Here is a 14,655-nt window from a genome sequence, read left to right as displayed (position 1 = left end):
AATTAAGTATATGATATACTGTCTGTCATGGAATTCTAAAAAATGGAGAATATATGGAAAAGAAAAAAGTAGTGGTAGGTATGTCGGGTGGAGTGGACTCTTCAGTGGCAGCCTATCTTTTAAAAGAAGCCGGATATGATGTCACAGGTGTGACTATGCAGATATGGCAAAGTGAAGATGAAGAGGATATGTCAGGCAGCGGAGGTTGTTGCGGACTTTCAGCGGTGGATGATGCCAGAAGGGTGGCAAGAGATATCGGCATACCTTATTATGTAATGAATTTCAGAGACGAATTTAAAGATAAGGTAATAGATTATTTTGTAAATGAATATGTGCAGGCAAGGACACCTAATCCATGTATAGCCTGCAACAGATATGTAAAATGGGAATCTCTTTTAGAGAGAAGTATGATGCTTGGGGCGGATTATATTGCTACAGGGCATTATGCAAGAATAGAAAAGCTTGAAAACGGAAGATATGCACTAAGAACATCAAAAACAAGTGCCAAGGATCAGACCTATGCACTTTATAATCTAACACAGGAGCAGCTTTCAAGAACATTGATGCCGGTGGGAGATTATGAAAAGGATGAGATAAGAGAGATTGCAAAAAAGTTCAATCTCAGAGTGGCAAATAAGCCCGACAGTCAGGAGATTTGCTTTGTTTCAGACAATGACTATGCCTCATTTGTAGAAAGTGAAATAGGAAAAAAGATGCCTGAGGGAAACTTTGTGACAGCTGACGGAGAGATTCTTGGAAAGCATAAGGGAATACTTCACTATACAATCGGACAGAGAAAAGGACTTGGTATAGCGCTTGGACATCCTATCTTTGTTACCGAGATAAGACCTGAGACAAATGAAGTTGTAATAGGCGAAAATGATGATGTTTTCGGATACAGTCTGGAAGCCGACAATCTCAATGCCATGGCGGTTGAGAAGTTTTATGACGGCATGAGAGCTATAGGAAAGATAAGATATTCACATAAGGGTGAACACTGCACAATTAAGGTACTCGGAGAAGACAGGATAAGGATCGACTTTGATGAAAAGGTAAGAGCAATCACACCGGGACAGGCTGTTGTACTTTATGATGAGAGCGGACTCGTACTTGGAGGCGGAACAATTATAGGAAGATGCGATTAATTGCAAGGTACTATATAGGCTGTAATAACAGAAAGGTTATAGATATATGAAAAAATATCTTTTTAGAATTTCGTTAATATCAAGCATGGGTATAAGCTACATAATAGCACTGATAATTTTTGTAATGTATCAGTTGGCTGAGTCTTTAAGACCATATGGTTACGGTTTGGGTAGGCTTAGTTTACCCGAATTTTCACAGGAATCAATTATTTGGAGTTTATTTGTATCTTTAATATTTGTGTATCCGATAGTACTGACGGGGTATCATATTTTACTTTTGTATCTGGAGGCAAATAAGAAGCTTTTAAAACCTTTTATAAAATTTGATCAGGTAGCTATATGGTATGGATTGATATTGGAATTTTTGTACCTTACAGAAGGAAAATATGTTACAGGTTCCGACTGGAGCGTACAGCTAAAAAATCTGGAAATGCACACACCGATTTTTTCCGAAGCGGCACCCACAATTATTTTTATTTTTACAATCGGTATTGCAGGGTACTTTTATCTGAGAGTCAGGCCATTAAAGAAAATACCGCCTTTGATGGCGATTATTTCAATGTCTGCAATGTATCTTTGGGTAATTGAAGTTATTGTTTTTACAGTACAGGTTTTTAAAGGTGATTTATCGGGTGACAATTTGCTTGATTTGTATCTGCTTGTTTACCCTATTTGTATTATCTGCATTGTTGCAAGAACTGTAATTTCAAAGGTTCATGAATGGCAGGAATATGAAATGGAAAGAGCAAAAATACAAAGAAATCAGTTTTTAAATTTTGCAGATAAAATACTGTCAAACTCAAAACTTTGGCCTATATATGCAATCGTCTTTATGTTCCCTTTACTTGGAATAATAATAGGAATATTACTGCTTTTCGGTCAGGCACCGGATTCTGTTATAAAGGCATGGACCGAAACTGCAGATTGGACATTGTCACTAAAGGAAGCACCTCAAAATATAGAATATGATGAGCATTACCTTTGCACCGTAGCGGCAGGCGGACACAGAAAAGTTGTAAAGCCTGTAAGAAAAGGAATCCGTCACGGTCACGAGGTTATAGTAAACAGACAGCTCTGTATAGCAAATGCCTTTGAACAGATCCTAGAGGAAAAAACTCCACGCTTCCACAAACTTGTCAGAGGAATATATGATCGCTACGGCTTCCCTATCGCAAGACTTATAAAGAGCAAATGGATTGCAGATATTATATATATTTTGATGAAGCCTTTGGAATGGATATTCTTAGCGGTAATATATATGAGCGATGTACATCCGGAGAATAGAATAGCGACCCAGTATATGGGGAAAACGATTAATATTAAATGTACTGTAAGTGGAAAATTATTGTAATTTCTTCAGTACAAAATAAAAGTATCCTGTAAAGTACAAGTTTTTTAACTAAGTAACTTTTACAGGATATTTTTTATTTACTAACATGATGATTTTTGTAGAAAAATAAAAATACAACTAAATATGCAATTACTTATATAATTTAGATAATATTACGACAAAAAAATATGGGTATATTGCCTATGCTTATAAATATTTGATATAATATATTTGTTCAACGATATGTTTATATAATGTTAACTAATATGCGAGGAATATACTATGTTTAAAATTGCCATTTGTGATGATGTAGAGGACGTGTGTAGAGAGCTAAAGACAATGATTATAGACATGAAGGATAGTTTAATATGTGGAGATATAATCATAGATACATTTTATAGCGGAGAAGCATTATTAGAAAATATAGAAGAGAGCCCATATGATTTGATCTTTTTAGATATTGAACTTGGGGAGATAAACGGGGTAGAGGTAGGACATATTATTCGTGAACAAATGGAAGATTATATAACAAAAATTATATATATATCATCGAAGGATATATATGATAGACAGTTATTTGATGTGCAACCGCTTCACTTTTTAAAAAAGCCTATAGACAGTAAAAAGGTTTTTGCTGATATTCAATTAGCTATGAAAATATCTGAAAAGGAAAATAAGAATTTTGAATTTAAAAGTTTCAGAAAAACTGTAAAAGTCCCATATAAGGACATTTTATATTTTGAAAGTAAAGGAAGAGAGATTTTTTTGTTCGGTACAAAGAATAACTATAATTTTTACGGCAATATTAAAAGTTTGGAAGAAGTTTTACCAAAGTTTTTCATTCATCCAAATAGGAGTTATTTTGTAAATTATGAGTTTATTACTTGTTTTAAATTCGAGGAATTGATAATGACGGATGGAAGTATAATCCCAATAAGCAGAAATAAGAGAAAAGAGATAAGAGAGCTACAGCTGGTATTTGAAAGGAAAGGACAGTTGAAATGAGATTGGTGCATAGTGTATTTGTGATTACAAACACACTGGGAGTTATTTCAATATTTAAACTTATAAGTATTTTTTTTGAAAGACAAGATATAAATAAAAAAATAGAGTTCATATCTTACAGTTTATATTTTGTGTTAAGCTCTTTGGTTTTTATTTTTCTACCAATACCTTTGTTAATGCTGTTTTTCCATATAATAAGCATTTTTGCACTGACATTTAATTATGATGGGACAATTAAGAGCAGAATAACGGCAACAATATATGTGTATTTGATTATTTTTGCTGTTGAAATTATATTTATGTCTCTGTTCGATCATAGAAAGATATTTGTGTTTAAAGCACAGGAATTACATTCGATATATCTTATTATATGTGTTAGAGCTGTAGTATATATTGTATCACTGATATTATCCGGTAAGAAAAATAATCTGATAAAATATAAAAATATTTCAATAGGATATTGGACCGGAATTATCAGTATACCTATTGCAAGTCTGTTTGTCATTATTATGTTTTTAAATATTGCCAATGTTACAGAACATAAACAAATATTATTTGTTGTATCGGCGCTTATTATAATTAATTTGGTAAGTTTTCAACTATATAATTATACATTAACAATGTTACAGGAAAAAAACAAAAAAATTATTTTACAAAAACAGAACTCATCATATCTGCAACAATTAAGAATTATACAAGCTGATAATGCAAAGATGTCCTTAATCAGACATGATATAAAAAACCATTTGTTTGCACTCAAGTCATTGTATGAAAAAGGCGATATTGATTCATTTAAGGACTATTTTAACTGTATATTGTCAAATATAGACATTGAGGAAAAGCTATGTAATTCGGGTAATATAATCGTTGACAGTATGATTAATTACAAATTGAAGGGAGTAGCAAATACCGATATCAGTGTGGACGTATGTATTCCGGAGAAACTTGATATATCAGATATGGATATTACTGTAATACTTGGAAATCTTTTGGACAATGCTTTAAGAGCTATAAAGAAAGTTAATGAACGTGGTGAAGAATCGAAGTTGCATTTAAATCTAAATTATACAAAAGGTAGGCTTATATTGCGAATAGAAAATTCATATCTTAATGTAAATTTAGTTCGAGGAAATTTCTTAACAACAAAAAAAGATAAGAAAGGGCATGGTTTAGGGCTGGAAAGTGTAAAAGAGGTATTAAGCAAGTATGACGGAGTTCTGCAAATCACCTGTGATAAAGGGGTATTTATAGTGGAAGCTGTTTTATATTGCCGATAGAATAAAAATAGGTTTTGATTTTGTAGATTTGGGAATTAGATTAAAAAAAGTGTGTTGGGTAGATTATACGTGATGTGATCTACTTGTCACACTTTTTTTATGACATTTTATTACAATTAACCATACAACTTATTACATTTTTCGCACATAAAGAAATTATTGTATATAATATTTATAGAAATAAGACTTAGTTATATTTTTTAATGGAGGAATAAAGAATGTTAAAAAAATATTTATTTATGTTAAGTAAAGTAGTAGCTATAGGGGCCTTTTTATTTGCTACATTTAATGCAAATTCTTCATGTGTCTTTATATATCATCAACCAGAGCTGCCAGACAAAGTAAAAAAATTGCGTAAGTTCTAGCGTATGGAAAACATATCTGAAAAATTAGTAGGTTATATGCTCAGGAATAAAGTTATATCAGAGGATGATAAAGAGATATATTTATTTGGACTTGTGTTAATGTTAAGAGTTTTATTAAATACTGTTACACTAATTCTTATAGGACTTTGGTTTAATATGTTGGCAGTTAGTGTTATATTTGTGTGTTTTTCTTTGTTCATAAGGAGTTACTCAGGCGGTTTTCATTCGGATAACCCGGTTATATGTTATCTGATTTCTACTTCAACCATAATATTACTTTTGATAAGTATAAAGCTTCAGATATGGAATGTATATGTCAGTGGGATTCTTGTTATTTTGTCAACGGTTATATTTTTAATTTATGCACCGGTGGGACATAAAAATAAAATATTGGAAGATATTGAGAGTAAGATATATAGAAGGAGACTATTAAAAATTGTTTTTGGATTATTGTGTTTGATGTCTATATTTACTATATCAAATTTAATATATCTTTTGTATGCAGGTAGCTTTGCATTTGGAATGAGTGCATTTATGATTATATTAGTACAGATAAAATTATTTGATTAGTGGCAGTTATTAAAATGTAAGTAAAGGAGGATATGTATGAACATGAAAAAATTAAATCCAATGAGATACAAAAATGGAGATATATTATAGTTATAAGATTAGTTGTACTTAATGCAATGCATGGTCCTATGTCAAGAAATTTAGATATGCTGTGTTTGATGTATATATTTAATAAAAAATGTATAAGGAGAAATGTATGTTTAATAATATATTAAAGGGTGTTGCTATATGTAGTGTAATTTCACTGTCATTGTTATTTTGCATGAGTTCTACACAAGCTTCGATAACTAATACAAATAATAATGATTTTATAGTTAATGGAGAGGTTCTAACAGAGGATGAATACTGGGAAAAGATTGAAGCTTTGGGAGTTGAGGTAACTGATTCCATGAAACGTGATAAATTTATACCAGAAGATGAAGCTTGTGCCAATATGAACCCAGAAGAGTTTTATAATTATATAAGTGCTTTAGTAGAAGAACCTGATGAAATATATGTATTGGGGTTTACAGAAGTTTCAGAAGAAGAATTTTATAGATCATTAAACGAAGAAGACGATGATTACCCAATTCTCGAAAAAAATATGTTTAATTTAGGGGTTACTTCTTCAAAAAGTAAAATTGTAGCAAGAAGGAATGTAGGAAATGGTAAAATCAATCTAATTATCAATTATGATGTGGAAATAGAAAATAAAAGACGATATATTTCGTCTGCCTCGGCAGATTTGGAAGAAGAAAATATACCGGATAATTATGAATGGTCTGCAACTAAACTAAGTTGTTCAATTAGCGATAACCAAAAAAGAGCTAAAGCAGTAGGAACAGGTGACTTATATAGAATAGTACCTAAAATGGGTAAAGATATTCGTATAAAATCTAGAGTGGTACTAAGGGGATCTGTATCTCCATAGAATAAAATATACTTTTTTTAACAATTATCTTAAATATAAAAATGACAGATTAAAAGAAGTATAAAATTATACGATTAAAACTTATTCATAGTAGTATATAGAGCTTGTGCACATAAAACCACAAATTTCGGTTATAAGAAAGGAGTTATTTATGAAAAAGAGAATAGTTGGTATATTTTTGACAATAGCATTAGCATGTGTAGGAATAATGACATCATATGCAGCTAAAAACATAGATGAGAAAGTTAGTATAAGCGATGAAGAAAATGTTATAAAAATAAATATAGATGACAAAAATAATCCTTATCTTGTCGATGAGGGATATATATCAGATATCGAAATTGTTCCATATGGATCCAACAGACCTACTAAAGAATGGTATTTGTATGATAATCAATACACCTGGTCTGCTGCAATAAATGGTAATACACTGTACTCAAGTTATTATTTTACCGGCCATAATGGAAGATTTTGCTTATATGCATATAAACCAAGTTACTCAAATGTAAGTAGCTATTCAATAACTATTTATAAAAGAAAGGGAACAAGTTCCACTTCAACATATGTACAGTCTTACAATGTACCTACAAATAAGGATTTAGAATTTCATTCAGAAAGAAAAATATCTGAAAATGATCAATTCTATTTTAAAATAAGTGGAGGACGTAAAGCCAACTTTGCGGCAAATGGTTATGTAGATGCGTATTAAAATTATAAAAAAGTATATAGTAAGCTTAGTTGTAATAACAGCTGTACTTGTCGGTTGCGGTGTAAATGTTAAACAGGATTCAAGCAGTATGAGTTCTGTAGAGATGTCTATAGTTGAAAAAGAAAATGAAAGTACCGGAGAGGCTAATATCGATAATGTTCCTGTCAGCGTGGATAATAATTTATCTCAAGGAATAATAAAGGATGGAGTTTGTCTTGAACTTATTTCAGACATAGACATGACACCGATGCATTATCTTACATTTAGAAAAAAGGACACTACTAATGGGAAGATAATTAAAATTGAAGGAGAAGATCATCAGCTGGATATTTCAGTACAAAATTTGGTTGCATATAATTTTGAAGATGGAAATCTTGTGATGGAATTGAATACATTGGAGGAAAATTTTCCGATTAGCATAATTTTTGACGGATATGAATATTTATACTCACCAACCAAGGTTTCTCCAAAAACAATTACTTTAAATTATGATATCAGCTATGATATTTATACTGCAAAAATTGATAAAAGTGAGATTTACCCAAATTCTATAGTTTTATATCTATCAAACCCCAATGATAAGAATGCTTTTCACGAAGCTTTTATTCTGGTAGATGATGATACAGGAAAAGAAACGGTTGCCAATACAATGTTTACGGATGAAGGTATGACACTTATTTTCCCCGGGAAAGATTTTGGGAAAAAGGATATTATAACTGTTAAAATTGGAGGTAAGGATAATTATACTTTTCAGAATATTTTACTTAAATAATCACAAGGCTAAGATATAGGTATGAGTATAAAATGTTTAATTAGCAAAATAAAGGGGATGTGAAAAAACTCGATTGAGTTTTTTCGCATCTCCCTTTTTATATTTAATGTGTATAAATGACTGAAATCATACGCAAAAAAAGCGCAGTTCCCCTACCCCATAGAAATTCTTTTTGAATCTATGCGGCAGTTCTGTTTCTCATCTTTTTTTCTGATATTTATATAAATTATGGCCTATCGCCACGAGTAAAACTTCCAGTTTGACTGAATGAATACCTCTTCGGACAATTCTCTTGTACCAACGGTCATTTTTCATAATTCCGAAAGTGCCTTCTGCTTGTATCGAACGGTTCATTCGTAATAACGCACCATGGATACTTTCTAGATTTTCGATTACTTCCTGATGCATAGAAGTTAGTTCCTGATTGATCCTAACGGTTCGATTCTTATCTGTCTTCTTACATTTTTTTGCATAAAAAATGGAATGCTTTATCGTTAGGACATCTCATGAATCCTTGCTCATCAATTTTGAAGTTAACTGCACGAAATGGATCTTCATGATATTTCTTATCCTTAGTTTCTTTTTTAAACATTGGAAATTTCATATACTTTTCAATTCTGTTCTGTTCACAGAAAATATAATTGTTGTATGAGCCATATCCGGCATCTGCCACAGGATATTTGGGGTAGAATCCATAAGTTTGTTTGAAGTGCTCCATCAAAGGAACGAAACAATCCATATCCGAACGATACTGGTTCACGTCAACAACTGCAATATATTCATCTGCTACACCAATCTGTACATTATATGCCGGCAGAAGCTGATCATTGCCCATGTAATCCGTTTTGATACGCATAAAGGTAGCTGAGTTATCTGTTTTAGAATAACTGTTTCGGTTAGGACCACAGATTTCAATTTTTTGTATGTATTCTTGAAGTTTCTGACAGAAAGTAGTCAAGTGTTCATAATGACGCTGTTCTTTGGATTTACGCTTCCCGCTTCCGTAAACAAATGTACTTGTATCCAGATCCCATAAAAGTACCAGCTGCTCAACGATTTCATTCAGATAATCCGGTACATACTCTGTGTTTGTTGTAATCTGCACCCCACTCCATGCGATTTCTGCATTAATTTCTTCAATCTCCGTAGTGATTTTTTCGTAAAGCTTGTAACGGAACTTTTCGGTAGCCTTCTTCCATACCCAGGTATACTTGTTTGCATTTGCTTCAAACTTGGAGCCGTCGATGTAGAGATGTTGCAGATCCACATGCTCCTCGTTAAAGATAGCATGATTGATGTTGTTAAAAATGTTTTCGATCTTATCTTGAAGTATTTCATTGATGAAATATCCAAAGGTTCTGTATGATGGAGTCCGGTGATCCATGAGATACATGAACCTGATATTAACTTTGCAGTTGTCTTCCAGTTATCTCAGAGAGCAGTAACCGCTAGTCATAAATCCGAAAAGTACTGTTTTTAGCATGTTGACAGGATTATATCTGAGTCGTCCGGTTGTGTACTCCGGAATATCCGTCAGATACTTGTTTAAATCTATTCCTCCCATAAATCTGTCAAATATTAAAACAGGATCCAGCAAATTCAAACAATCTGAAAGAAACAGTGGTAAATATCCTTGTTTTGAATTACAATAATTATTGTGTAAAGTTTTCATCGTAAGTTAATTTTACCACAAAAATAGGACCTTTCGCATGAACGAATGGTCCTATTTCTTTTAGGGACTTATTTCACAGCCCCTTTTTCCTATTAATAAATATATGAATATCATGGTACATAGTAACTTTTTAAACTTTGAATTTTTATGAATTTACTTCCCTTCAATATTTATATCAACATACAGCCCAACTATTTCATAGAAAGACATTTTATTCACATTGATGCATTATTTGGATGGAGATATTTGCGGTATATTAATGCTTTTTGTGTAAATAAAAATATTTATAGTATGGGGATTATTATTTTTATAAAAAATACATTTCATTACAAATAACCATACAGTCCATTACATTTTTCGCACAGTACATCATTATTTAGTATAATCCAAAGCGTAACTTATTAAAAGAATATTGAAAGGAGGAGGATTTAACTATGAAAAAGTATTTATTGCTAATAAGTAAAGGCATTGCTCTATGCTCATTTGTATTTGCACTTTTTAATGCAAATTCAGCGTGTGCTTTTATTTATCATCAGACTGAGTTACCTGACAAAGTGAAAAAGTTGCGTAAATTTTAAGTTATGGAAAGGCTATCAAAAAAATCATACAATATGTGATCGAAAATAATATTTTTCTGGAAGATGATAAGGAAATTTATGTATTTGGATTAACACAAATGATAAGAGCTTTATTAAATATAATTACAATAATTTTTATTGGCTTTTGTTTGGTAAAGTAATGAAAGTACAGTTTTTGTAGATTTTACTATTTTAGTAAGAAAAAAATCTGGTAGATATCATTAGGATAGTCCTGTATTCTACTATCTGATTTCATTAGTTAGTACTATTGTTGCATTATATCTAGTAATTGCGCAGACATATAGTATAAAGTTAATGACTATATTATTGTTTGTTTAATTTGTGGTTTTTATTAAGTATGCACTAATAGGACATGTAAACAAGGCACTGGATAAAGTAGAAATTAGTACATATAAAAGAAGACTGTTATTAATATTATTAATCAGTGCATTTATAGAATCTATTTTTATAGTATTCCGGAAGCTATATTGGTTTAGTGCAGAAAGGGATGTATGTATATTCAGTATGCTAATGTTTGTAGTTGTCAAATACAGATTGAATCATTCTTACAATGAGAATAAGAAAGTAAAATATGACTCAAAATTTATTTGTAAATAGGTTTTGTATGAAAAGTATGAATCCTATGAGGTATAAAAATGGAGATATATTTAAGTTGTGTTTAAATCTGAGCATTTAGCTGCAATTTAAAGAGAGATGGATTTGTTTTAATAACATAAAATAGTTTTATGGAGTAGTAAAGAGGTCATTTTTCTATTCATTTTTTAGGTGAAATTAAGAAAGTTTTGTAAATGCAGTAATTATGTGGCTTTCAGCCGCAGACATAGCTATGCTATGAATAATTTAGGATTAGTGGGTATAATTATGATATTCTATAAGAATAGTTTATTTTTAATTTTGTTGTTAAGTGCTTTATATTTATCAGGTTGTGAAAAAACACAAAATAATGGTTCTATTTTGTATTATGAACAAAATGAATTTGAAGTAGATATTAAGCAACTTATTGATAATAGGTATTATATTATAAATAATAGTGATAATTACAATTTTTATTATCGAACTTATGGAGATATTATCTTTTATTCAAAGCTCAAAGTAAATGTGATAACATATGAGAACAGTATATTAAAAATTAATTTAAAGGCTATTCCAGTTTACAGCGATGATGAAGTATCTTCAGAAATATTTGTTAATATCCCTAATTTTAAGGAGAATGTTGATAAAGTAATAGTTGATGTCGATAGTGATAATGCAGAAGAAGTATATCATGGAGAAAGTAGATTATAGACAAAGCAAATTTTATCTATGATAAATATTTTGTTAGATAATAATTTTAAAATTAATATTGAAAGGAATAATGATTATATGAAAAATATCAGCAAAATTATGGTAACGGCTTTAAGTTGTTTTATGATTGCAATCCCAATAACTAATAATATTTATGCTTATGAAGAAAACACAAGTACAGAGTACCAATCATCACAAGTTGTCGATTCATATTCAGTTATTGAAGATATTGATGCACTTGGCTTTCCAGCAGATTATGATGACTTTGTTGATAAAATAAAGGAAATAAAAGATAGCAATCCTGATTTATCGCCGGAGCAAATCTTAAAAGAATATGATGATATGTATTGTAATGCAGCACAACCAGCAGGGTGGTATGAGTCATGGACTGAACTTACCTTATCTGAAAAAATATTAATAGCAACTGACCCTGTAAGTGCTGCAAAAACTAAAGAATTGGCAGACAATGCATCTGCAAAAACGGCAGAGTTATATGGATATAATGGTTTAGGGGATAAAACAGACGCTTTTAGACATGCATACTGGAATGCTTTAATGACTGCACGAATAAATAAAGGCTGGGCTGCGGCATATGCAACTGCACATGAAGACAGGAATACTTCTGGAAATGAGTCAGATGGGTATAGTAAAGTTGCACATAAGAAAATGGATTTACATAACAATAAAAAAGGTAGAAATTTAGTTAAATGGAATGATTTATTTACTAAAGATGAGGTTTTTGCACAAAGGGTACAGGGGATTATGACAAATAATGCTTCTACCGGTCTTTATTGGTTACATTAGATTTATTATAATCATATTTTATAATACTAAAATTGTTTTAAGTGTTCATTAAGGTCTTGTATATAAAACAGTGCTATATACTTTGTTGTGGTCAAGTGTTTTTGTAACATTACAACCTAATTTTTAGGAGATGTGAAAAAACTCGATTGAGTTTTTTCACATCTCCTTTATTAAAACTGATACTACTACAGTTCATTTCACGGAGGCGAAGAGATTCGAACTCTCGTGCCACAAAAAAGTGACAACCTGATTTCGAGTCAGGCTCGTTATGACCACTTCGATACACCTCCATGCTTTAGTATACAAAAAAATACGAATTAAATCAACCTTAATAATGATTAAGAAAAACACAATAATTACATTTAATATAGAAGAAACTCACATTTAAATAAATATTTTATTGTCATATAACAATAAAATAGATTGAAAAACAATACAATTTATGTTAAGGTATTGGCAACAATAAAATATTTCGGGAGGGTTAGGCATGCAGTGTAAAAAATGTGGTTCTATGAACATCGACGGAGCAAAGGTTTGTGAGAGTTGTGGAGTTACCATGGAAGACGTGAACATGAAGCAGAATCAAAATGATACCGGAACAAAGACATCTAATACCGGTAGTACCCCCGGCAGTCAAAAAAAGTTACCGAAAAATCTTATCTTCGGTATAGCAGGTGCTATGGCTGCATTTCTTATTATTCTGATAGCTGTTTTGGCTATGAATTCAAGTAAAGTTATTGATTTAAACAAATATATCACTTTTGAGTCTAGTGGATATGACGGCTATGGCCAAGCAAGTATAAATATTGATTGGGAAAAGCTTGAAAAGGACTATGCTAAAAAGATAAAGTACAGCAGTAAGGGTAAAAAAGAGTATGGTGTTTTGACCTATGCTTTTGAACCGGTGTATGTACTTCATGATGCCGTATCGGGAGTAGAACTTGAAAAGACTGAAAAGTTAAGCAATGGAGAAAAGGTTAAGTATACCTGGATAGTGGATGATGAAAAAGCCAAGGGTATAAATTATAAGTTAAAGTATAAGAATGGAGAATATTCAATCTCAAACTTATATGAACTTGGTAAGTTTGATCCTTTTAAAGATATAAAGGTGGAGTTTTCAGGGATTGCACCGGAGGGAGAAGCTAAGTTTACCTATAGCGGTGACGATATAATACATAAAGGCAAGTTTAAAATTGATAAACATGATAACCTAAAAAACGATGATGTTGTGACAATAAGTCTTGATCTTAATGAAGATGAAATCAGCTTCTTGGCAACAAGATATGGAAGAGTACCTGAGAAAATGAGCGAAAGTTACACAGTATCGGGACTTGAAACTTATGTAACAAAATACAGTGAGTTTCCGGAAGATTTCATAAAAGAAGCAAATGGTAAAGCAACAGAGGTTATAAAAGAATACACAGACAGTGCATACGGTGAGGGTACTACACTTTCAGATTTAAAGTATGAAGGCTATCTTTTCAAAACAAATGTGGACGGATACAATGTGTTATACATTATTTACAGCAGAGTACTTACAAGTGTGGAACATAAATATGTGACTACTAAGATGTACTATCCTGTGGCATTTAGGACCTTAATGCTTAGTGATAAAATAAGCTATAAGACAGGTCCGGAGTTGGTCGGCAAATCCTATGGAGTCGGAGATAACAGCGATACAAAGGGATTTAAGTTCCCAAGTGAGCTTTATAACAACAACTATAAGAATACAGTCATAGAGGCCGGAGACGGTTTTGAAAAGTTCAAGGAGCAGTCGTATGTACACAAACTTGAAGATATGACTGACGAATACAGAAAAGCATTGCAGGATGAGGCAAGAGTAACTTTGGACGCCTATATTGCAAAAGATTATAAGCCGAACATGCAGGTAAGCGATATTGAATTTGCCGGAGAGTATTTACAGTATACCTCAGATGACAAGCGTCAGTTTAACGGTACAAATATATACTTTGTAGTGTTTAAGGCTAATTTGTCGGACGCAAGCGGTAAATTTCCTACTACCACAATTTATTATCCGGTAGAATATACCTATACCTGCATTATTCACGGTACGATATTTAAGTTAATTACCGTGCTATAAATCTTTAAACCTAATCCATGACGCTATAACTGACTTGATACACCTAAAAATGGGCAGACTTCCCCTAGGTAGAGTTTACAAGTAGTTATCAAGCTGTCAAGGTTCATTATTA

At 31.7% G+C, this 14,655-nt stretch carries 14 protein-coding genes, 1 tRNA gene and 1 pseudogene; 14 read left to right on the top strand and 2 right to left on the bottom strand.

All coding sequences use genetic code 11. From position 1 onward, the window contains the following. Positions 1-53: 53 nt before the first annotated feature. The 9 genes from mnmA to EHV10_RS00935 all read left to right on the top strand — a co-directional run bounded on the left by mnmA (position 54) and on the right by EHV10_RS00935 (position 8,083). Positions 54-1,145, top strand: coding sequence for a tRNA 2-thiouridine(34) synthase MnmA (gene mnmA, locus EHV10_RS00975; RefSeq protein ID WP_128673009.1), 1,092 nt, complete (start codon positions 54-56; stop codon positions 1,143-1,145). A gap of 46 nt (positions 1,146-1,191) precedes the next feature. After that, on the top strand, positions 1,192-2,496 hold the full coding sequence (locus EHV10_RS00970) for a DUF6688 domain-containing protein (RefSeq protein WP_128673008.1): 1,305 nt from the start codon (positions 1,192-1,194) through the stop codon (positions 2,494-2,496). Between the two features lie 261 nt (positions 2,497-2,757). Continuing rightward, positions 2,758-3,480, top strand: coding sequence for a LytR/AlgR family response regulator transcription factor (locus EHV10_RS00965; RefSeq protein ID WP_128673007.1), 723 nt, complete (start codon positions 2,758-2,760; stop codon positions 3,478-3,480). Positions 3,481-3,809: 329 nt separating this feature from the next. Then, positions 3,810-4,757: a sensor histidine kinase gene (locus EHV10_RS00960; protein ID WP_243116032.1), complete on the top strand. Its 948-nt coding sequence runs from the start codon at positions 3,810-3,812 to the stop codon at positions 4,755-4,757. A 218-nt stretch (positions 4,758-4,975) separates the two neighbouring features. After that, positions 4,976-5,122: a cyclic lactone autoinducer peptide gene (locus tag EHV10_RS15305; RefSeq protein WP_128673005.1), complete on the top strand. Its 147-nt coding sequence runs from the start codon at positions 4,976-4,978 to the stop codon at positions 5,120-5,122. A 3-nt stretch (positions 5,123-5,125) separates the two neighbouring features. Next, entirely contained in the window at positions 5,126-5,692 is a 567-nt protein-coding gene (locus tag EHV10_RS00950) for an accessory gene regulator ArgB-like protein (RefSeq protein WP_128673004.1), read from the top strand. 196 nt (positions 5,693-5,888) lie between these two features. Beyond that, positions 5,889-6,602: a hypothetical protein gene (locus EHV10_RS00945; RefSeq protein ID WP_128673003.1), complete on the top strand. Its 714-nt coding sequence runs from the start codon at positions 5,889-5,891 to the stop codon at positions 6,600-6,602. A gap of 151 nt (positions 6,603-6,753) precedes the next feature. Beyond that, the gene (locus EHV10_RS00940; protein ID WP_128673002.1) at positions 6,754-7,311 is read left to right on the top strand and encodes a hypothetical protein; all 558 of its coding nucleotides are present in this window, start codon (positions 6,754-6,756) and stop codon (positions 7,309-7,311) included. Beyond that, the gene (locus EHV10_RS00935; RefSeq protein ID WP_128673001.1) at positions 7,301-8,083 is read left to right on the top strand and encodes a hypothetical protein; all 783 of its coding nucleotides are present in this window, start codon (positions 7,301-7,303) and stop codon (positions 8,081-8,083) included. Before EHV10_RS00940 ends, EHV10_RS00935 begins: the two co-directional genes overlap by 11 nt. Before the next feature lie 178 nt (positions 8,084-8,261). On the opposite strand, the pseudogene EHV10_RS15595 reads toward EHV10_RS00935, so the two are convergent. After that, positions 8,262-9,755 (bottom strand): annotated as a pseudogene (locus EHV10_RS15595) (transposase). A 434-nt stretch (positions 9,756-10,189) separates the two neighbouring features. Between EHV10_RS15595 and EHV10_RS15295 the strand changes: the two are divergent. The 4 genes from EHV10_RS15295 to EHV10_RS00910 all read left to right on the top strand — a co-directional run bounded on the left by EHV10_RS15295 (position 10,190) and on the right by EHV10_RS00910 (position 12,442). Beyond that, positions 10,190-10,333: a cyclic lactone autoinducer peptide gene (locus tag EHV10_RS15295; protein WP_128673000.1), complete on the top strand. Its 144-nt coding sequence runs from the start codon at positions 10,190-10,192 to the stop codon at positions 10,331-10,333. Next, positions 10,327-10,494, top strand: coding sequence for an accessory gene regulator B family protein (locus EHV10_RS15480; RefSeq protein ID WP_128673570.1), 168 nt, complete (start codon positions 10,327-10,329; stop codon positions 10,492-10,494). Before EHV10_RS15295 ends, EHV10_RS15480 begins: the two co-directional genes overlap by 7 nt. 691 nt (positions 10,495-11,185) lie before the next feature. Then, positions 11,186-11,638, top strand: coding sequence for a hypothetical protein (locus EHV10_RS00915; RefSeq protein ID WP_128672999.1), 453 nt, complete (start codon positions 11,186-11,188; stop codon positions 11,636-11,638). An 18-nt stretch (positions 11,639-11,656) separates the two neighbouring features. Beyond that, positions 11,657-12,442, top strand: coding sequence for a DUF6973 domain-containing protein (locus EHV10_RS00910; protein WP_128672998.1), 786 nt, complete (start codon positions 11,657-11,659; stop codon positions 12,440-12,442). 200 nt (positions 12,443-12,642) lie between these two features. Here EHV10_RS00910 and EHV10_RS00905 read toward each other — a convergent pair. After that, positions 12,643-12,732: transfer RNA gene (locus EHV10_RS00905), tRNA-Ser, on the bottom strand. Positions 12,733-12,929: 197 nt separating this feature from the next. Between EHV10_RS00905 and EHV10_RS00900 the strand changes: the two genes are divergently transcribed. Further along, positions 12,930-14,543: a zinc ribbon domain-containing protein gene (locus EHV10_RS00900; protein WP_243116030.1), complete on the top strand. Its 1,614-nt coding sequence runs from the start codon at positions 12,930-12,932 to the stop codon at positions 14,541-14,543. The last annotated feature ends 112 nt before the right edge of the window (positions 14,544-14,655 follow it).

Origin of the sequence: Lachnoanaerobaculum gingivalis, assembly GCF_003862475.1 — a bacterium.
GTDB lineage: Bacteria > Bacillota > Clostridia > Lachnospirales > Lachnospiraceae > Lachnoanaerobaculum > Lachnoanaerobaculum gingivalis.
The sequence above is the reverse complement of the archived record's forward strand: the minus strand, read 5'-3'. Positions and strand labels throughout refer to the sequence as shown.